Origin of the sequence: Paraburkholderia sp. BR10872 (assembly GCF_040965835.1) — a bacterium.
In the GTDB taxonomy this organism is placed as follows: domain Bacteria; phylum Pseudomonadota; class Gammaproteobacteria; order Burkholderiales; family Burkholderiaceae; genus Paraburkholderia; species Paraburkholderia nodosa_A.
The window spans coordinates 24,829-43,621 of the sequence record NZ_JBFRCN010000036.1; the positions used below are offsets into that span (position 1 = coordinate 24,829).

Annotated in this window: 20 protein-coding genes; 8 read left to right on the forward strand and 12 right to left on the reverse strand. The window is 64.6% G+C overall.

Annotated features, from left to right (window positions below):
- Nucleotides 1-10 precede the first annotated feature (10 nt).
- The gene (locus AB4Y43_RS25395; RefSeq protein WP_368729032.1) at nucleotides 11-1,687 is read left to right on the forward strand and encodes a GMC family oxidoreductase; all 1,677 of its coding nucleotides are present in this window, start codon (nucleotides 11-13) and stop codon (nucleotides 1,685-1,687) included.
- Here AB4Y43_RS25395 and AB4Y43_RS25400 read toward each other — a convergent pair.
- From AB4Y43_RS25400 to AB4Y43_RS25420, 5 genes are all read right to left on the reverse strand, one after another.
- A complete protein-coding gene (locus AB4Y43_RS25400; RefSeq protein WP_069267008.1) occupies nucleotides 1,660-2,538 on the reverse strand; it encodes a LysR substrate-binding domain-containing protein in 879 nt (292 codons plus the stop codon). The genes AB4Y43_RS25395 and AB4Y43_RS25400 overlap by 28 nt on opposite strands.
- Before the next feature lie 90 nt (nucleotides 2,539-2,628).
- Nucleotides 2,629-3,801, reverse strand: coding sequence for an MFS transporter (locus tag AB4Y43_RS25405; protein WP_069267007.1), 1,173 nt, complete (start codon nucleotides 3,799-3,801; stop codon nucleotides 2,629-2,631).
- A gap of 10 nt (nucleotides 3,802-3,811) precedes the next feature.
- Nucleotides 3,812-4,636, reverse strand: a complete 825-nt coding sequence (locus tag AB4Y43_RS25410) for a glycine betaine/L-proline ABC transporter ATP-binding protein (protein ID WP_368729033.1) — start codon at nucleotides 4,634-4,636, stop codon at nucleotides 3,812-3,814.
- A gap of 89 nt (nucleotides 4,637-4,725) precedes the next feature.
- A complete protein-coding gene (locus AB4Y43_RS25415; protein WP_342949401.1) occupies nucleotides 4,726-5,691 on the reverse strand; it encodes a proline/glycine betaine ABC transporter permease in 966 nt (321 codons plus the stop codon).
- Nucleotides 5,692-5,751: 60 nt separating this feature from the next.
- Entirely contained in the window at nucleotides 5,752-6,789 is a 1,038-nt protein-coding gene (locus AB4Y43_RS25420; protein WP_368605134.1) for an ABC transporter substrate-binding protein, read from the reverse strand.
- Between the two features lie 285 nt (nucleotides 6,790-7,074).
- Here AB4Y43_RS25420 and fae point away from each other — a divergent pair, with 285 nt between their 5' ends.
- Genes fae through AB4Y43_RS25435 form a run of 3 tightly spaced genes read left to right on the forward strand, consistent with a single transcriptional unit; the run spans nucleotide 7,075 to nucleotide 10,107 of the window.
- A complete protein-coding gene (gene fae, locus AB4Y43_RS25425) occupies nucleotides 7,075-7,596 on the forward strand; it encodes a formaldehyde-activating enzyme (protein ID WP_368605133.1) in 522 nt (173 codons plus the stop codon).
- A 28-nt stretch (nucleotides 7,597-7,624) separates the two neighbouring features.
- Entirely contained in the window at nucleotides 7,625-8,644 is a 1,020-nt protein-coding gene (locus tag AB4Y43_RS25430) for an aldo/keto reductase (protein WP_368729034.1), read from the forward strand.
- Nucleotides 8,641-10,107 carry an NAD-dependent succinate-semialdehyde dehydrogenase gene (locus AB4Y43_RS25435; protein ID WP_368729035.1) on the forward strand — a complete coding sequence of 489 codons (1,467 nt, stop codon included), beginning with the start codon at nucleotides 8,641-8,643 and terminating at the stop codon, nucleotides 10,105-10,107. Before AB4Y43_RS25430 ends, AB4Y43_RS25435 begins: the two co-directional genes overlap by 4 nt.
- Before the next feature lie 106 nt (nucleotides 10,108-10,213).
- Here the strand turns inward: AB4Y43_RS25435 and AB4Y43_RS25440 are convergent, their stop codons facing one another.
- From AB4Y43_RS25440 to AB4Y43_RS25450, 3 genes are all read right to left on the reverse strand, one after another.
- Nucleotides 10,214-10,639, reverse strand: a complete 426-nt coding sequence (locus AB4Y43_RS25440) for a GFA family protein (protein ID WP_368729036.1) — start codon at nucleotides 10,637-10,639, stop codon at nucleotides 10,214-10,216.
- A gap of 49 nt (nucleotides 10,640-10,688) precedes the next feature.
- Nucleotides 10,689-11,582 carry an alpha/beta fold hydrolase gene (locus AB4Y43_RS25445; RefSeq protein WP_069267000.1) on the reverse strand — a complete coding sequence of 298 codons (894 nt, stop codon included), beginning with the start codon at nucleotides 11,580-11,582 and terminating at the stop codon, nucleotides 10,689-10,691.
- Between the two features lie 79 nt (nucleotides 11,583-11,661).
- Nucleotides 11,662-12,504 carry an EamA family transporter gene (locus AB4Y43_RS25450; RefSeq protein ID WP_368729037.1) on the reverse strand — a complete coding sequence of 281 codons (843 nt, stop codon included), beginning with the start codon at nucleotides 12,502-12,504 and terminating at the stop codon, nucleotides 11,662-11,664.
- A 108-nt stretch (nucleotides 12,505-12,612) separates the two neighbouring features.
- On the opposite strand from AB4Y43_RS25450, the gene gcvA reads away from it, so the two are divergent.
- Both gcvA and AB4Y43_RS25460 read left to right on the forward strand, forming a co-directional pair.
- Nucleotides 12,613-13,545 (forward strand): transcriptional regulator GcvA, encoded by a 933-nt coding sequence (gene gcvA, locus AB4Y43_RS25455; protein WP_342949409.1) that lies wholly within the window; start codon nucleotides 12,613-12,615, stop codon nucleotides 13,543-13,545.
- A 424-nt stretch (nucleotides 13,546-13,969) separates the two neighbouring features.
- Nucleotides 13,970-14,344: a BON domain-containing protein gene (locus AB4Y43_RS25460; RefSeq protein WP_069266997.1), complete on the forward strand. Its 375-nt coding sequence runs from the start codon at nucleotides 13,970-13,972 to the stop codon at nucleotides 14,342-14,344.
- Between the two features lie 120 nt (nucleotides 14,345-14,464).
- Here the strand turns inward: AB4Y43_RS25460 and AB4Y43_RS25465 are convergent, their stop codons facing one another.
- Genes AB4Y43_RS25465 through AB4Y43_RS25480 form a run of 4 tightly spaced genes read right to left on the reverse strand, consistent with a single transcriptional unit; the run spans nucleotide 14,465 to nucleotide 16,516 of the window.
- Nucleotides 14,465-15,181, reverse strand: coding sequence for an MIP/aquaporin family protein (locus AB4Y43_RS25465; RefSeq protein ID WP_069266996.1), 717 nt, complete (start codon nucleotides 15,179-15,181; stop codon nucleotides 14,465-14,467).
- The gene (locus tag AB4Y43_RS25470; RefSeq protein WP_368619183.1) at nucleotides 15,178-15,672 is read right to left on the reverse strand and encodes an arsenate reductase ArsC; all 495 of its coding nucleotides are present in this window, start codon (nucleotides 15,670-15,672) and stop codon (nucleotides 15,178-15,180) included. Before AB4Y43_RS25470 ends, AB4Y43_RS25465 begins: the two co-directional genes overlap by 4 nt.
- A gap of 29 nt (nucleotides 15,673-15,701) precedes the next feature.
- Nucleotides 15,702-16,184 (reverse strand): ArsI/CadI family heavy metal resistance metalloenzyme, encoded by a 483-nt coding sequence (locus AB4Y43_RS25475; RefSeq protein WP_368729038.1) that lies wholly within the window; start codon nucleotides 16,182-16,184, stop codon nucleotides 15,702-15,704.
- Nucleotides 16,181-16,516, reverse strand: coding sequence for an ArsR/SmtB family transcription factor (locus AB4Y43_RS25480; protein WP_368729039.1), 336 nt, complete (start codon nucleotides 16,514-16,516; stop codon nucleotides 16,181-16,183). Before AB4Y43_RS25480 ends, AB4Y43_RS25475 begins: the two co-directional genes overlap by 4 nt.
- A gap of 648 nt (nucleotides 16,517-17,164) precedes the next feature.
- On the opposite strand from AB4Y43_RS25480, the gene AB4Y43_RS25485 reads away from it, so the two are divergent.
- Both AB4Y43_RS25485 and AB4Y43_RS25490 read left to right on the forward strand, forming a co-directional pair.
- Complete coding sequence (locus AB4Y43_RS25485; protein ID WP_368729040.1) at nucleotides 17,165-17,455, forward strand: hypothetical protein; 291 nt, start codon at nucleotides 17,165-17,167, stop codon at nucleotides 17,453-17,455.
- Between the two features lie 167 nt (nucleotides 17,456-17,622).
- Nucleotides 17,623-18,732, forward strand: a complete 1,110-nt coding sequence (locus AB4Y43_RS25490) for a GGDEF domain-containing protein (protein WP_069266990.1) — start codon at nucleotides 17,623-17,625, stop codon at nucleotides 18,730-18,732.
- Nucleotides 18,733-18,793: the final 61 nt, after the last annotated feature.

Here is an 18,793-nt window from a genome sequence, read left to right on the forward strand (position 1 = left end):
GAGCACTCAGATGAACTACGACTACATCATCGCCGGCGCCGGCTCGGCGGGCTGCATTCTCGCGGAACGGCTCTCCGCTTCGGGGCGTCATTCGGTGCTGCTGCTCGAAGCGGGCGGACCCGACGATTCGTTCTGGTTCAAGATCCCGATCGGGTTCGCCAAGCTGTACTACAACAAGCAGTACAACTGGATGTACTACAGCGAGCCGGAGCCGGAGCTTGCCGGCCGGCAGATCTACGCGCCACGCGGCAAGGTGCAGGGCGGCTCTGGCGCGATCAACGCCATGATCTACGTGCGCGGCGCCGCGCGCGACTACGACGACTGGGCCGCGGCGGGCAATGCGGGCTGGTCGTACCAGGAAGTGCTGCCGTACTTCCGCAAGCTCGAATCGCATCCGCTCGGCGACACGCCGTGGCACGGCGCGAACGGCCCCGTGCGCATCACGCCGATGAAGGAGGGCGCGCATCCGGTTTGCCGCACCTTTGTCGAAGGCTGCACGCAGCTCGGCTACGAGCGCAACGAGGACTTCAACGGCGCGCGGCTCGAAGGTGCGGGCATCTACGATGTGAACACGCGCGACGGCAAACGCGATTCGAGCAGCGTGGCCTACCTGCATCGCGCGGGGCAGCGCTCGAACCTGAAGATCGAGCATCATGCGCGCGCCACGCGTGTGCTGTTCGACGAGGCGCAAAAACGCGCCATCGGCGTGGAGATCGTGCAGCAGGGCGTGAAGCGCACGTTTCGTGCAAATCGCGAGGTCATCGTCGCGGCCGGCGCGGTCGATTCGCCCAAGCTGTTGCAGCTATCGGGCGTGGGCCCGCGCGAACTGCTCGCGAAGCACGGCATCGACGTGGTGCATGAACTGCCTGCGGTGGGCCAGAACCTGCAGGACCATCTGTGCGTGAGCTTTTACTATCGCTCGCGCGTGAAGACGCTCAACGATTCATTCAGCAGCTGGATGGGCAAGCTGAAGTTCGGACTGCAATACGTGCTTCAGCGCAAGGGCCCGTTCTCGATGAGCGTAAACCAGTCGGGCGGCTTCTTCCGCACGAGCCAGGACGAGGCGCACCCGAACATGCAGGTTTACTTCAATCCGCTTTCGTACCGGATTCCCAAATCCAGTCGGGCGCAGCTCACGCCGGAGCCGTATTCGGGCTTTCTCGTCTGCTTCAATCCTTGCCGGCCCACGAGCCGCGGCTCGGTGGAGATCGCTTCGGCGAACGTGGAAGACGCGCCGAAAATTCGCGGCAACTACCTCTCGACGCAGAAGGACCGCGACGAAGCGATTGCGGGCAGCCGCCTCGTGCGCAAGCTGATGACAGCGCGCGCACTGCAGGGCATCACCGAAGCCGAGGTGACGCCCGCCGGCGAAGTGACCGACGACGCGAGCATGCTCCAGTTCTTCCGCGAGCAAAGCGGCTCGATCTATCACCTGTGCGGCTCCTGCGCGATGGGGCCGGACCCGCGCACGTCGGTGGTGGACGCGCGCCTGCGCGTGCACGGCATCGAAGGCCTGCGCGTGGTGGATGCGTCGATCTTCCCCAATATCACTTCGGGCAACACCAACGCGCCGACGATGATGGTCGCAGAAAAGGGCGCAGACCTGATTCTGGAAGATGCCGATCAGGCCATCGCCGCGAAGGCCATCGAGCAGGGACGTCAGCGCATGGCCGCAACTTCGTCCTGAAGCCATTGCCGGAAAAGCCGGAGCGGCTTCGAAGCCTTCTGTTCGGGCCGCACCACGAACCAGTATGACTGGCGGCCGTCCACGTGGATGTCGCGCACGGGCGCGAGCAGACCCTGGGCCAGCTCGTGCTCGATCATGTGGCGGTCGGCCATCGTCACGCCGAGCCCTTCGATGGCCGCACGGATAGCATGGTCGAGCAGGTCGAATTCGTAGCCGCCCGAGGTGTCCACGTCCTCGATGCGCGCCGCGTCGAGCCAGTGCCGCCAGGTGAGATAGCGCTGGTTGTCGCCCGCGAGCACGTGCAGCAAAGTGTGCCGCGTGAGATCGATGGGCCCTTGCGCGAGCAGCGCGGGCGCGCACACCGCGATGTGCGATTCGTGCATCAGCAGCGAGCTGTCGAGGCCTTCCCATTCGCCATCGCCAAAGCGGATCGCGCAGTCCAGCGCCGTCGAATCGGCGAGACTGTCCTGCAGATGCGTGGTGAGGCTCAGTTCGAGTTCGGGATGGCGCGCCTGCAGACGCGTAAGGCGCGGCACGAGCCAGCGGCTCGCGAAGGTGGGCGGCGCGTTCACGCGCAGGCGGTTGAGGTCGCTCTTCTGCTGGATCGTGCGCACCGTCAGTTCGATGCGGTCGAACGACTGCTGGAGCGTGCGCAGCAGCGCGCGCCCGGCTTCGGTCAGTTCGAGCCGGTGGTGATGGCGCTCGAGCAGCGCCTCGCCAAGCTGTTCTTCGAGCTGGCGCACCTGGCGGCTCACCGCGCTCTGCGTCACGTTCAGCTGCTCGGCGGCGCGGGTGAAGCTGCCGCTCGTGCCTGCCGCCTCGAACGCCTTCAGGGCGTTCAGCGCCGGCATCTTTCGCTTCAAGGTCGTCTCCTCGCTCCGGGCGCCATGTCGAAACGACGCCTCCTGCAAACGACGCAGTATACCGGCCCGCGCTGCCATTCAGACGCCCCGCGCACGTGAGAGCGCAGCGAGCGAGAGCGTGACGACGAGCGCGAACACATAGAGCCCGCCCGCCCCCAGAAGACGCATGAACAGCGAAGCGACGGTGGGACCGGCCGCGCCGCCGAGCGAGAACACGAGCAGCAGCGTCGCGCTCGTCTGCACGCGTCGCGCCTGATCGACACGGTCGTTCACGTCGGAGACGATCACGCCGTAGAGCGTGAAGGTAAGCGCGACGTAGAGAAAGAGGATCGTATCGACGAGAACCGGTGCGCGCAGGATGGCGAGCGCCGCTGCCGCGCACGCGGAGACGAGCGAGATCAGGCCGAGCGTGGCGCTCCGCCCGAGGCGGTCCGAGAGCCGCCCCACGGGCCATTGCGAAAGCAGTGCGCCGATCAGCACGACACCCATGGCGCGCGAAATCCCGCTGGCCGGATAACCGATGCGCGCGAGATACACCGGCGTGAGCGCGTAAAACGCGCTGGAAAGCAGCCCCGCGCCGATGCAGGCCGGCACGCTGCGCGGCGCGACGCGGTGCAGTTCGCGCAGGCCGTCGAGCAGCAGCGTGGGGCGCTTCGGCGTGGCGAGCGCGGAAGGCGGCGCCGTGGCCGCAGGCGCGGGCGGTCCGGCTCCAGCCGATTGCCACTCGCCGATCAACGCCACCGGGATGAGCGCGGTCACGAACAAGCCGTTCACGAGCGCATGCTCGAAGATGCCGCCGGGCGCGCCCACGCCCAGCAGGAACTGCCCGGCGCTGACGCCGAGATAGGTGAGCACAAGATAAAACGCGAACGCACGCCCGCGCCGCTCGTTCGGCACCGCGCCGTTCACGCCGCTTTCGATCGAGGTGAACACGCCGACCATGCTGAAGCCGGTGATGAGCCGCAGCACGGCCCAGATGTCAGGGGAATCGAACGAGAGATAGCCGAGCGCCGCGAGCGCGGCGAGCGCGCCAAAGCCGATGAAGGCGCGCTGTGGCCCGATGCGCCCGACGATCGGGCCGAGCCCCAGCGCGCCGACGATAAAGCCGACGTAATAGCACGATTGCACGAGGCCGACGTCGAGTGCGGTGCGCTCACCTTGCAGCATGCGCAGCGAGATCAGCGTCGTGAGGAGGCTGTTCCCGCAAACGAGGATCGTATAGCCGCCCAGCAGGCCGATGAGCGCCCGCATGTACGGCGGCTTAGTGCGTCGTCCCGGCGCGGCGCTCGACGAAGCGCCGCACGTAGTCGTCGGCGGGGCGGTGCAGGATGTCGTCGGGCGTGCCGCACTGGATGAGCCGGCCGTCGCGCAGAATCGCGATCTGGTTGCCGATGCGCAGCGCCTCGTCGAGGTCGTGCGTGATGAACACGATGGTCTTCTTGAGCGTGGCCTGGAGTTCGAGCAGCTGGTCCTGCATTTCGGTGCGGATGAGCGGATCGAGTGCCGAGAACGCTTCGTCCATCAGCAGCACGTCGGTGTTCGCGGCCAGCGCGCGAGCGAGGCCAACGCGCTGGCGCATGCCGCCCGAAAGCTCGTCGGGATAGTGGTCCGCATAACCCGCGAGGCCCACCTTGCCGAGCCATTCGCGCGCGCTCGCGTGCGCCGCCGCTTTCTTTTCGCCGCGCGTGGCCAGCGCATAGGCGGCATTGTTGAGCACCGTCTGGTGAGGCAGGAGTCCGAAGCTCTGGAACACCATGCTCACGCCGTAACGGCGCAGATCGCGCAGGCCATTGTCGGAGAGCTTGAGCACGTCCTTGCCGTCGATGAGGATCTCGCCCACGGTCGGCTCGATGAGCCGGTTGAAGTGGCGTACCAGCGTGGATTTGCCCGAGCCCGACAGACCCATGATCACGAAGATCTGGCCCGAGCCGATCGACAGGCTCACGTCGTTCAGGCCTACGTTGCAGCGGGTCTTCTCGAGGACCTCGGCCTTGTCCGCGCCGCCGCGCAGCAGTTCGAGCGCGCGCTGGCTGCTTTCGCGCGTGCCGAAGATCTTGTAGACGTTCTTGACTTCGATGCCGCTCATGATCGTTACCTCATTGCATGCTCATTGCGTATGCTGGATGCGCCGGCCGGGTCTCCGCCATTGTGCCGGCGCTTTTGCCTTCGCGTTCGTTACTTGGCCGGCTGGCTCGTCAGGTCGCTGCCGTTGGCCGCGTCGGCGCTTGTGCTTTCCTGTTCGCGAACGCGGCGAAACGGAATGCGCGAGGGCTGCTTCGATTTGCGCGCGAGACCGCGTGTGCGCCGGCCCTGGCCGTAGCCCTGGCTGATGCGGTCGATCACGATCGCGAGAATCACGATGGCGACGCCCGCTTGCGTGCCCTTGCCCACGTCGAGCGTCTGGATGCCCGCGAGCACGTCTTCGCCAAGACCGCGCGAGCCGATCATCGAGGCGATCACGACCATCGAAAGCGCCATCATCGTGGTCTGGTTGATACCGGCCATGATGCTCGGCCGCGCGAGCGGCAACTGCACGCCAAACAGCAGTTGCATGCGCGTGGTGCCGAAGGCGCGCGCGGCTTCGACGATTTCCGCATCCACGTGGCGGATGCCGAGATCGGTCAGACGAATGAGCGGCGGCAGCGCATAGACGACCGTGGCGAGAATGGCGGGCACCTTGCCGAGGCCGAACAGCATGAGCACCGGAATCAGGTACACGAAGCTCGGCAGCGTCTGCATGACGTCGAGCACCGGCAGCAGCACGCGGCGCAGTCCGCTGCTCGAGGCCGCGAGAATGCCGAGCGGTACGCCGAGCACGACCGAAATGAGCGTGGCGACGACCATCAGCGCGAAGGTCTGCATGAGCTTGTCCCACAGCCCGAAGCAGCCGATCAGCCAGAGCAGCACGACGAACAGCAGCGCCACGCCGATGCGCCGCGAGGCATGCCAGCCGAGCAGGCCCACGGCGGCGAGCACGACGACGGGAGGCGTGGCGCGCAGCAGGCTTTCGAGCGGCACGAGCAGGTCGCGCAGCATGAGCACGCTGAAGTTGTGGAACGCGTCGCCGTAGCGCTGCACGAACGCGGCGACCTGATCGTTGACCCAGTCGGCGATCGAGAGGTGAAGAAAGGGAGATCCCATGGTGAGCCTCATTCTGCGTGTGTCATGTGATGCGTACCGTCGTGCGGACAGTGCCGTTGCTTACGTGCGCAGGCCGGCCTGTACGCGCGCCGCGACTTCCGGCGTGACCCATTGCTTCCAGATTTCCGGATGCTGCTCGAAGAACGTGCGCGCGACCGTGGAGGCGTCGAGCTTCTTGTCGTGCATCTGCTGGACCAGTTGTTCGTCGAGCGCGAGCGGCAGGCTCACCTTGCCGAAGAACGCGACGGCGTCCGGCTCGGCGTCGTAGAACGGCGTGGAGACCGCGACCTTCAGATGCGAGACCTTGAACGCGGAGGCGCACGGCGCGCCCTTCGGATCGGCGATGGTGTCCCAGCAGGCGTCGGAGTACGGCGCGCCCTCGAGTTGCACGAAGTGGTACTTCGCCATCAGGCCGGCGGGCTGCCAGTAGTAGAACAGAATGGGTTTGCCGCGCTCGTAGGCCGACGCGATCGCCGCGTCGAGCGCACCGCCGGTGCCGGGGCGGAAGTTCGTGTAGTCGTCGCCGAGTTTGTAGGCCGTGAGCAGGCGGTTGTTGAAGCGCTCGCAATCCCAGCCCGCGGGGCAGTTGTAGAAGCGGCCCTTGCCGGGTTCTTCGTCGTCCGTGAAGAGGGATTTGTACTGCGGCAGTTGCGCGACGGAGCGCAGTTGCGGCGCCATGGGCTTGATGCCGCGCCTGGCGTCGCCGTTGATCACATAGTCGGGGACGTACCAGCCTTCCTTGTCGCCGCCGGGAATCAGTTCGCCCACGAGCTTCACGCTGCCGTCCTTCAAACCGCGCGCGACGATGGGGCTGCGGCCCGTCCAGTGCTCGGCCCACACCTGCAGGTCGTTCTTCGTAAGCGCCGTTTCGGTGGCGGCCGTGGCGCCGGGCACGACTTCGGTCTTGCAGCCGTAACCCTTCTCCAGCACCGTGCGCACCATTTCGGTCATCAGCGCGCCGCTTTCCCAGGTGATTTGCGCGAGCTTCACGGTTTTGCCCGCCTGGCACCAGCCGGGGGCTGCAAAGCTGCTCGTGGCCGCGCAGGTCAGCGCGAGGGCGGCGGCAATGCGCACGCCTGCCAGCGTGATACGTCTCATGTCGTCTCCAGTGATTGGAATTGTATGCGCGGGCCAGCGTGGGGCCGCCGCTTTTCGAATCAATCCGACCAGAGTCTAGCCGTGGCATTTCGGGTTGCGAAGCAACGAATAGTCATCGATGCATTACCTGATCTCATGCCACTTTCATCACGCGAATGATGCATGCGAGAGCGATGACTGCGCGTCATGCCCCCATGAGATTTCATAGCTTTTGGGCGATTGCGGCGTGTGCTGGAATGCGTCTGGCCAAATTCGAACCCATGTACACAGGAGACGGAGTCAAACATGAAAGACCTGCAAGTCTATATCGGCGAAGGTTTCGCTGGACCAGGCGTAAACGCTGCCCACATCAACATCATGATCGGCCCGCGCAATGGCCCGGTGGGACAGGCGTTTACGAACAGCCTGTCGTCGCCTTCGCAAGGGCACGTGCCGTTCATGGTGGTGGCGCAGCCCAACGTGCCGGTCAAGCCCGCCACGCTCTACGTGAACAAGGCCGACATTCGCGGCGACCTGCACGGCAACGCCACGTGGGGCGCCTCGCAGGCGGCCATCGCGAAGGCGGTGACGGAAGCGATGCTCGACGGCACGCTGCCGCCGCAAGCGGAGAACGAGTGGTGCATCGTCACGGCGAACTGGGTGAACTGGTCGTGCGACGACCTCGACGCCGTGTACGAGAACAATTACGTGGCCTGCAAGACGGCCATTCGCGCTGCGATGAACGGGCTGCCGTTGCTCGACGACATTGCGAAGATCAAGGATCAGATCAGCAATCCGTTCTACACGCCGAAGGCCAGGGCGGCTTGAGCCGCACCAATCGTTACAGGTGACTACGATGCAATACGTGCAACTTGGCCGCTCCGGCCTGAAGGTGTCGCGCCTGTGCCTCGGCACGATGAACATGGGCACGCCGGAATGGAAGCCCTGGATCTACAACGAAGAGCAGAGCGAGCCCATCGTGCGCCGCGCGCTCGAGGCGGGCGTGAACTTCATCGACCTCGCGGACTTCTATTCGACCGGCGTGGGCGAAGAAGTGGTGGGGCGCATCGTGCGGCGGCTTGCGAAGCGCGACGAACTCGTGCTCACGACCAAGGTCGGTTATCCGATCGGCAATGGCGCGAATAACCAGGGCCACTCGCGCAAGCACATCATGGAAGGCATCGACGGCTCGCTGCGCCGACTGCAAACCGATTACGTCGATGTCTACATGCTGCACTACTTCGACGTGAACACGCCGGTCGAAGAAACCATGGATGCGTTGAACGACATCGTGCGTGCGGGCAAGGCGCGCTATATCGGCGTGTCGACGATGTTCACCTGGCAGTTCGCCAAGATTCTGCAGGCGTGCGAGCGCTATCACTTCGCACGACCGATCAATATGCAGCTGCAGCTGAACTGCGCGTATCGCGAGGAAGAGCGCGAGATGATTCCGTTCTGCCAGGATCAGGGCGTGGGCGTGTCGGTGTTCAGTCCGCTCGCACGAGGCCTCCTTTCCGGCGACGCGAAGTCGGTGCGCAACCAGACCGACTTCTTCACCGTGCAGATGTACGACGACGAGGCCTCGCGCGATATCGCGCGTTCGGTGGCCGAAGTCGCGGCGGCGCGCGGCGTGTCGTGCGCGCAGATCGCGCAGGCCTGGGTGCTGGGGCGTGCGGGCGTCTCGTCGATGCTCGTGGGCGCGGACACCGTCGCGCAGTTCGAAAGCGCGCTCGCCGCGCTCGACACGCAACTTAGCGCCGACGAGCTTTACGAACTCGATCGCAACTACACGCCGTGCGACGTGATCAACGATTACGTGAGCGCACGCATTCCGCGCGTGCCGCGCGCGGCGCGACGCCTGGAGATCGCAGCATGACGAGCTTGACGATTGACGGACTGAAAGAAGCGCGCCTGTGGCGCACCTCGAGCTTCATCGACGGCGAATGGGTGGCGAGCGAAGCGACCTACCCGATCCTCGACCCGGCCACCGGCGCGCCGCTCGCGCAAGTGGCCCGCGCCGGTGCGCGCGAAGCGCTGCAGGCCGTGGCGGCGGCCTCGCATGCGTTCCCTGCGTGGCGCGACGCCACGGCGGCGGAGCGCAGCGCGAAGGTGCGCCGCTGGGGCGAGCTGATGCACCTGCATCGCGAAGACCTCGCGCGCATCATGACGGCCGAGCAGGGTAAGCCCTATGCGGAAGCGCTGGGCGAAGTGGCGTACGCGGCGAGCTTTCTCACGTGGTTCGCGGAGGAAGCGCGACGCGCCTATGGCGACGTGATTCCCGCGCCGAAGAAGGGCGCGCGCATTGTCGTGACGAAGGAACCCATGGGCGTGGTCGGTGCGATCACGCCGTGGAATTTCCCGCTCGCCATGGTGACGCGCAAGGCCGGCCCGGCGCTCGCGGCAGGTTGCACGATGGTGCTCAAGCCTTCGGAAGAGACGCCGCTTTCGGCGCTCGCGCTCGCCGAGCTGGCGGTCGAGGCGGGCATTCCGCGCGGCGTGTTCAACGTCGTCTCGGGCGATGCCCCGGCGATCGGCGATACGCTGATGGCCTCGAAGGCCGTGCGCAAGATCTCGTTCACGGGTTCGACGCGCGTGGGCAAGCTGCTCATGCGCGCTGCCGCCGATACGGTGAAGAAGGTGTCGCTCGAACTGGGCGGCAACGCGCCCTTCATCGTGTTCGACGACGCCGATCTCGATGCCGCCGTGGAAGGCGCGATCGCCTCGAAATTCCGCAACACGGGGCAGACCTGCGTGTGCGTGAACCGCTTCTACGTGCAGGCCGGCGTACACGACGCGTTTGTCGAGAAGCTGGTTGCGGCGGTGCGCGCGTTGCGCGTGTCGGGCGGCATGGAGCCGGGCGCCACGCAAGGGCCGCTCATCAACGGCGCGGCGTTGCGCAAGGTCGAGGCGCACGTGAGCGATGCGCTCGAGAAGGGCGGCGCCATTGCGTGCGGCGGCCACCCGCATGCGCGGGGCGGCACGTTTTACGAGCCCACGGTCATCACGGGCGCGCACGGCGGCATGATGCTCGCGCACGAAGAGACGTTCGGCCCCGTTGCCGCGGTGTTCCGCTTCGAGACCGAGGAAGAAGCGATCCAGGCGGCGAACGATACCGAGTTCGGCCTGTCCGCCTACTTCTACGCGCGCGACATTGGCCGCGTCTGGCGCGTGGCGGGCGCGCTGGAAAGCGGCATGGTCGGCATCAACGAGGGCATCATCTCGACGGAAGTCGCGCCTTTTGGTGGCGTGAAGGAGTCGGGGCTCGGGCGCGAAGGCTCGAAGTACGGGCTCGACGAGTACCTCGAAACGAAGTACCTGATGATGGGCGGGCTCGGCTGATTTTCCTTGCTGTTGCTGCGCTTGCCAGCTTCTGGCGAAAGCCGCCGCGCGAAAGTACGGCGGTTTTTTTGAGCCTTCACTTCGATATGCGAATGGCGCTGAGACCTCAGCTGGCTGCGATGAAACGCAGCATGCCCGCCAGACGCGCCTGCCCGCCGGTGTCGTTCGGATGATTCACGCCGTCCATGACAGGGACCTCGGCGAAATCGAACGGGCTGACGCCGTCGAGGCAAGCCACGTTCACGCCATACAGGTTCGGATTCGAGCGCCGTTGAAGATGGGTGGCGATTCCGCAGCGAGAACAGAAGAAGTGCCGCGCCGCTCCGGTGTTGAAGCGGTAGTCCGTTAGCATCTCCTCGCCCTGCAGGAATTCGATCCCACTCGTTTCGGCCGCGACGATGACCGCGCCTCGCATGCGGCAGTAAGAGCAGTTGCAGCGGCGGATCGAGTTGAAGCCGTCGCTGAGCGTCGCCACGAAACGCACTGCGCCGCAGTGGCACTGGCCTGCCCGTTGGTTCGTATCGCCAACCATGTCTTTAGCTTCTCCTCTCGAATAAAGCGTGTTGTGCAAGGACGCGGCGTCAACCTGCCCACGCGTTGACGTCGAGCACCGCTTTGGCGAACACTTCTGGCGCCTCCTGCGGAAGGTTATGACCTGCATTCGGCACGATGCGGTTCTCATGGCGCCCGCTGAAGCGCTTCGAGCTTGTCTCTCGTGCGCCGGGCGGCTGGACGCCGTCGGCGTCGCCGTCGAGCGTGATCGTCGGCACGGTGATCGGCGGCGTGGCGGCGAGGCGTCGCTCGATGTCGTCGAAGCGGGGATCGCCTTCGACCAGTCCGAAACGGTGACGGTAAGAATGGACCACCACGTCGACGAAATCGGGATTGTCGAACGACGCTGCCGTGCGCGCGTAGAGGCCGTCGTCGAAGTGCCAGGTCGGCGACCAGAGTGACCACAGGAGACGGCAGAATTCGCGCCGTTTTTCAATCAACCCAGCGCGGCCGCGCTCGCCGTGCAGGTAGTACTGGTACCACATGCGGTGTTCCTTTTCGGGGTCGGCTGGCTGTGCGGCAGCGGCGATATCCTGGATGTTGTAGCCGTTGACGGAAACCAGACCCCGCGCCCTCGACGGGTAGAGTGCCGCCACGATGCATGCCGCGCGGCCGCCCCAGTCGTATCCGCCGAGGATGGCCCGCTCGATCTGCAGGGCATCGAGCAGCGCCAGCAGGTCAGCGCCAAGCGCTGCCTGCTGGCCCGAGCGCAGTGTCGTGGGCGAAAGGAAGCGCGTTGGGCCGTATCCCCGCAGGTAGGGGACGATGACGCGGGCGCCCTCGGATACGAGGCGTGGCGTCACCTCGTCGTATGCGCGAATGTCATAGGGAAAGCCGTGCAGCAGCACGACCGGCCATCCATTCGCGTCGCCCTGTTCGTCATAGGCGATGTCGAGCAGGTCGGTTTCGATATGATCAAGCATGGGGCGCTCCTGCGAACTCAAGTTGCGTGCTCAGTTGCGCGATGCAGCACGGGTAGCAAACGGTGTGCGTGAAATCATCTCAGAGCCCGAGACAAACCGCACCGGCCGCGACGACCACGCAGGCGAGCCAGCGCGATCCGCTCACCGCCTCCCGCAAAAACATCCGCCCGATCAGCACCGCGAACACCACGCTCGTCTCGCGCAACGCCGATATTGCGCCCATCGCGCCCGCCTGCAGCGCCCAGATCACGATGCCATACGCCCCGATCGACACGAGGCCGCCGGCCAGCGACGAGGCGATCGACAGCGGCTCGGCGCGTACCGGTGTCCATAGCGCCGGGGGCCCGCGGCGCGCAACGAACAGCGCCGGCATCGTCCAATAGGACAGGAACATCCATGCGGTGTAGCTGAGCGGCTGGCCGTCGGACAGGCGCACGCCGATGCCGTCGATCACGGTATAGAGCGCGATCGTTGCACCGGTCGTCAGCGCGGCGAGTGCGCCCGCGCGCGACACGTGACGCCCCTGCAGCGCGATCGCGATGATGCCTCCCGAAATCATCGCGATCCCGAGACCGTGCAACGGGCCGATCGCTTCATGCGCGAACAGTGCCGCCCCGAGCGTGACGAGCAGCGGCGACGAGCCTCGTGCGATCGGGTACGCGAGCGCCAGGTCGTTGCGGCGATACGAGCGCACGAGACTCACGTTGTAGAAGACATGCACGAGCCCCGACGCGGCGATGTAGGGCCACGAAGCGCGGGCCGGCGAGGGTACGGACAGGATGACGAGCGTGGCAACCAGCCCGATGGCGATGCTCATCCACGCCATGGAGAAAAACCGGTCGCGGTTGCCGTGGAGCATGGCGTTCCAGCTCGCGTGGAGCAGCGCGGCGAACAGCACGATACCGCCGGTATAACTGAGCATGAGGGTGCGGGCAGGGATGCATGAATGGTGTAGCAAGAAGGATATCTATCTTGTGACGGGCTAACAAACCAGATAAATTGGGTGCTTACGTTAGATAAACTCTCGCGAATGAAACCGGTGTTGCCCCCACTCAACGCCCTGCGAGCCTTCGAGGCCGCAGGCCGGCTCGGCAGCTTCAAGGACGCCGCCGCGGAACTGCACGTGACGCCCGGTGCAGTGAGCCAGCACGTGCGCTTGCTGGAGGAGTGGCTTGGCGCGTCGCTCTTCGAGCGGCACAACCGCCGCGTGGAACTGACGCCGGCGGCGAAGCACTATCTGGCGGAAATCGGCCCGTTGTTCGAACAGCTCTCGGCGGCAACCGCGCGATACGGCACGCCGCAAACTGTCTCCCGAACCCTGTCCGTGAATGCGCCCGCGACATTCACGCTGCGCTGGCTGGTGCCGAGGCTGGCGAAATTCCGCGCCGGCCATCCCGACATCGACGTCAAGGTGGAGACGTCGAACGAGCCGCTGGAAAGTCTGAAGGACGACTATGACCTCGTCATCCGGGGTGGCCCGGACACCTTCTACGGCTATTCGATGCAACCGTTCTTGTCCGAGGAGCGGCTTCCGGTCTGTAGTCCTACGCTTTTGAAGCGCGTACCGCTGCGCTCGCCTGGCGACTTGCGAGAGCACACGTTGCTGCACACGTCGAGTCTTCCGCGGCTCTGGCCCGACTGGCTGGCGAGCGTGCAGATGCCCGACCTGAGGCCGGCCGCCGCTTTGACCTTCGACCACTTCTTTCTGACCTTGCAGGCTGCCATCGACGCAATCGGCATCGCGATGGGGCCCACCGCGCTGGTCGCCGACGACCTCGCCGCTGGCCGGCTCGTCGCACCGTTCGCTGGCCCACGTCTGCCATCGCGCAGCTATTGCACTTACGTGGCGGACGAGAAGTCCGGCGATGAACGGGTCGCGTTGTTCCGTTCATGGCTCGAACGCGAGGCAATAGTGAAATCCGATGCGTCGCGCAGTGCAAGAGGAAGCCGGTCATCGCGCTGATCCAACGGCAAAACCGGCGTCGTAATAATGCGACGCCTGGCAGAATTTTGCCGCCCACGCGCGACCGTTTGCGCGCGCCATTTCGCTCCCAACGCGGAAATAGCGCATCGAAGCCGTTCGATCGTTGACGGATGCAATTAAGGGAGCGGGCGATGTGACCACAAGCCCGTGGTCACGAACGGTGTGCCTACTCCATGACGGGACCGATATCAAGCTAATGATTCGGCCGCATTTTCTCCGACCTGTGCCGTTCCTTTCATTCTTATAATTTGCCGCGCGCTCGCGCGAATGGATGCGATGTCGTCGAAAAATGCGGCATCGCGTCTAGCGCCGTTTCTGGCGCGCGAATGCTTAGTCGTAGATGGTGTAGTGCACCGGCCCGTTCGTGGGCCCACAACAAGACTGTGACAACAGGAGAAATTCCATGAAGGCTATTCAGGTATTCAAGCTGGCCGCGGCGACGGCTCTCGTGGCCGCGTCTTTGCACGCCTATGCGCAGGGCGACGCAGCTAGCGGCGCGACTGCCGCAGCCGAGCAACAGGCAACCCCGTCGAAGGCGCAATCGAAGCAGGCCAAGGCCGCTAATCGCGCGCTCAGCCGTAAGGTCCGCACCGCTCTCGCCAAGGACAAGAAGATCGATGTTGCCAACATCACCGTGCGCGCGCGTGACGGCGCCATCGTCCTGCAGGGCTCGGTGCCGGAGCAGTCGCAGATCGAACACGCCACCGAAGTCGCCACGGGCGTGCAAGGCGTCACGTCGGTCAAGAACGCGCTGACGATCCGTCCGAACGAGTCCTGATCATCTCCTCACTATGGCCTTGCGCCCGGCCGGGCGCATACGCTAAAGCCCGGAGACAGGTCTCCGGGATCCTCCTGCGGGCTTTGTCTCGCGAAGCTGCAGCTGAGCCGCATGCGCGCATCAGCGAGCGTCGCCGTGTTCGCCGGACGACTCAACCAGGTTCGGGTGACCAACGCGTAGCTTGCGCGGTTCGAAGGCTGTATGCAGCGCGAGGCCAGTCGCCGCGCCAATCAGTTGGGCAATGACGAAGGCGGGTACGCTGGAAGGCGCAATGCCTGCAAAAGTGTCGCTGAACATGCGTCCGAACGCTGCGGCCGGATTCGCAAACGATGTCGATGCCGTGAACCAGTATGCGGCGCCAATGTACGCCGCCACCATGATCGCGGCGCGTTCGCCCGGCGCGCGCAGGATCACGAGGATCAAACCTGCAGTCGCCACGGCTTCGGCAATCCATTGTCCGGTGCCTGCGCGCACCTTGCTCGATAGCTCGACGATGGGAAGGTCGAACATGGCGTGCGCGAGCCATGCACCCAGCAGCGCGCCGACGAGTTGCGCAGCGATGTACGGCAGCAATTCCTGAGCATGCAGTTCACCGCGCAGCACCATGACAGCGCTGACGGCGGGATTGAAATGCGCCCCGCTCAAGGGCCCAAACACCTCGATCAGCACATACAGTCCGGCCACGGTTGCCAGCGTGTTGGCGAGCAGCGCGATCGCCGCGTTGCCGCCCGCAAGCCGTTGCGCCATGATGCCGGAGCCAATGACGACGGCGAGCAGCAAGGCCGTGCCGATCAACTCGGCCAGGACCTTGCGCTTGAGACTCGTGACTGCGGTCATGATCCGGAGATTGCAGTGAGCGCCTGCTGCAGTTCCTCGTCGCTCATCGATTCGAGCGGCAACGCAAGGAGTTGCAGCATGCGATAACCGATCGCCTGGCGAGTGAGTTCGAACGCCACACGCTTGCCTTCATCGCCACCGGGTGCGAGAGACGGATCCGGGTAGCCCCAGTGAACCTTGACGGGACTGCCAGGCCAATACGGACACGTCTCGGCGGCGGCACTGTCGCAGACGGTGATGACAATGCGCATGACAGGCGCATGGCTGGCGGCAAACTCATCCCAGCTTTTGCTGCGGTAGCCGCTCACGTCGATGCCCGCGCGCTCGAGCGACTCGACGGCGAAAGGATTCAGGCGTCCGCCCGGCGCGCTGCCTGCGCTGAACGCGCGCACGTCCTTGCCGGCCTTCGAAGCGAGGTGATTCAACATGGCTTCGCCCAGCACGCTGCGAGCGGAGTTGTGCGTGCACAGGATCAATACGTTGGTCGTCATGGCGTTCCCGCTCGATCATGCGCGGCTGCTCAGCAGCACGCCGAAGAACTGGCCGGATTGCCAGCCGGCCTGTCCGCCGACGGCGCGCAGCACGCGGCAACTTCGCGGGCGGGTGCGCCAGTCGGGGTATTGCGCGACTCCCCGAACACGGGAATTTCATTGAGCGTGTGATACGACTCCCACGCGATGCCCTGCGGATCGACGCTCCAGTACTTGTTCGACTTCGCGTAGCAGCACGCGGTATCCAGCTGCGTATCCACCGGCAATGCCGCGCTTTCCAGCCGCGCGTGCATTTCGGCCAGTTCGGCTTCGTTCTCGACCTGCACACCGAGGTGATCCAGGCCCGGTGCGGCGCCGCGCTGCGAGATCGCGAAATTGACGCGCGGGTCCTCGAGCATCCACTTCGCGTAGTCGCACTTTACGACGGTCGGTTCAGCGGCAAACAGCGCCGAGTAGAAACGGATGCTCGAAGTGAGATCCGCAACGGCGACGTGAATGTGAAAGCGCTTCATGACTGCTTCTCCGTGGAGGGTGAGCACATTGATGTCGGCGAACAGGGATTGCCGCCGCAACAGTTCTCGGTGAGGTAGGCCAGCAGGCCGTTCATCGTCGCGAAGTTCGCGCAGTAGAAAACGAACCGGCCTTCCTGGCGGCTCGTGACGAGTTGCGCGTGAGACAGCTCCTTCAGATGGAAGGAGAGCGACGAGGGGGGCACGTCGAGCAGGGTAGTGATTTGGCCTGCGGGCAAGCCTTCGAGGCCTGCCTGAACGAGGGCGCGAAAGATCGCGAGCCTGGACTCGTGCGCGAGAGCCGCCAGTGCGGCGATGGTCTGGTTCGTTTCCATGTTTCGATAATAGTCGAAATATCGAAGAATTGGCAAGGAGATCGCTCGCACGACGTGAAAATTTTGGCCTCGGTGGCCTCGGTGGCCTCGGTGGCCTCGGTGGCCTCGGTGGCCTCGCTCGCGCTTCGTACGGTTTTTGCCGGCACGCTGCGGGCCGCATGCCAATGCAGAGACGATTCATGACCTCGATGCGCATGCAACGAAAATCGCGCAGACCGATTATGTGTGCCGCAATGAACGCGACCGATATTCCGCAATGTGGATGCGAAATGTAGTCTCGCAAAATGCGCTGTAAATCGTTGAGGTGGATTTCAATCAGGGCGCCAAAAAAAGGCTTCTCGCAAATACCACGTCAAATCGCCGAACCGCATATCGAACCGCGCCGCGCCCGGATTACAGGCCGATAAATCCATTACGCCATTACGGGTAATTGCCAAAAAACGAAATAAATCGTTGCGCACAATGCGCTTAATTATCCGCGATTGCTTTCCTAAACTTGACATGAACTGGTAGTGGTTTGCTTTACGTACACCACTGCGAACAGTTACGCGATTTGATCGTCGTGAGCCGCATATAACGACCGCCCAATGAGAAATATCGCGGGTCGTTTGTGCCGGAATTCCAGTCCAATCAAAGGAGGAGCAAGTCATGAGCAAGACAACCAGCACATTGATCGCGGCCGTTGCCGCGCTCACGCTGTCCGCCGGTGCGTATGCACAGAGCAACAACACACTGGCAACCCCAGGCGTTACGTCGCCGGCTGCCGCAGCCAATACCAATGCAACGAGCGGCTACGGCACGCCTGGCGTCACGGGCTCGGACAGCGGCATGAGCGCTGCGTCGCCGAATAGCATGGACAACAGCGCGGCGCCGGCCCCCGGCGGCCCTGACAACAACTCGCTGGCGAGGCCGAGCGTAAGGTCGCCGGCAGCGAAATAACAGCAGCCTGTGACCATAAGCAAGACCGCTGCCCTCACGGACAGCGGTCTTTTCTTTTGCCCTGACTCCGTTGGAACAGGCCGCCGCCGCGCGAGTCTCGTCGTTCGACGCTCAAGTCTGTCCCCAGGCTGCCGTAATAGCAGGCTTCGGAATATTCTCGATGCATCGTGACACATCCCGGGACTCAGCCTTCACTGGATCTTGCTGCGCTAATCGAAACCGTTCAGCGCAACGAGCGTGCATCGAAGTCGTTCCAGGACGTGGAACTGCGCCTGATCGGCGCGCACGACTGGTGCGCTTTTCTCGAAGGGATATTCGTTTATCTGCCCGAGGTGTTCCGGCTGGCTTGCGCCGGCCTCTGGCTTGACGTCCGTACGCCGCTGCTACGCGACCTGCTCGAATCCGACTGCGGGCGCGCCGACCTCGAAGCGAATCTGCGATCGGGGCTCCAGGGCGGCCTCGCGCTGTCGCGTCTGTGCGCCGGAAACCAGCCGTGGCTTGGCCGCGTGAGCGAACTGAGCGAACTCGAGCCCGCCGTGAGCGAGACCTTCTTCGACGCGCGGACCGCGATCGGCAGTGCGATCGTGCTGCCGCTTCTGAACCGCACTCAACTGCTCGGCTATCTGTGCCTCGCAAGCGATGATTCCGCGCGTTTCGATGCCAGCATGGGCACCGATCTGCTCGCGCGCTTCAGCCGCGTTGCGGCGGCGAGTCTCGACAACGTCGCTCACCGCGAGCATCTGCGCAAGACCGGCGTGACCGACCCGCTCACGGGCCTGTCTAACCGCCGCTATTTCGACGAGCGCCTGCATCAAGAGATCCGGCGCGCGAGTTCGCACGCGGCGCCCATGTCGTGCCTCTTCATCGACATCGATCATTTCAAGCAGATCAACGACACGCACGGCCACGCAACCGGCGACCTCGCGCTGGGCGCCATCGGCACCTGCCTGAAGCAGCAGGTGCGCGTGGGGGATACGGTGTCGCGCTACGGCGGCGAGGAGTTCGTCGCGCTGCTGATGTGCGAGCTGCCCGACGCGCTGGCTGTTGCGGAGCGCATCCGGATTGCGGTCGAGGCGCTCGAAGTGCTCGACGACGAGGGTGAGCGCATTGCGCTCAGCGTGTCGATTGGCGTGGCGGCGTATCGGCTCAACAGCGAGACGAATGCCGGTGCCGCGAGTCCCGAAGCGCTGGCGCGCTCGCTGCTCGACCAGGCCGATCAAGCCATGTACCGCGCCAAGCACCAGGGGCGCAACCGCGTTTCGCTGCTGGAGTCGTGAAGGCCTGGACGTTCACAAACGTTGCATTGAAATGGCGGCGTCGCAGGCATGACGGCCCGAG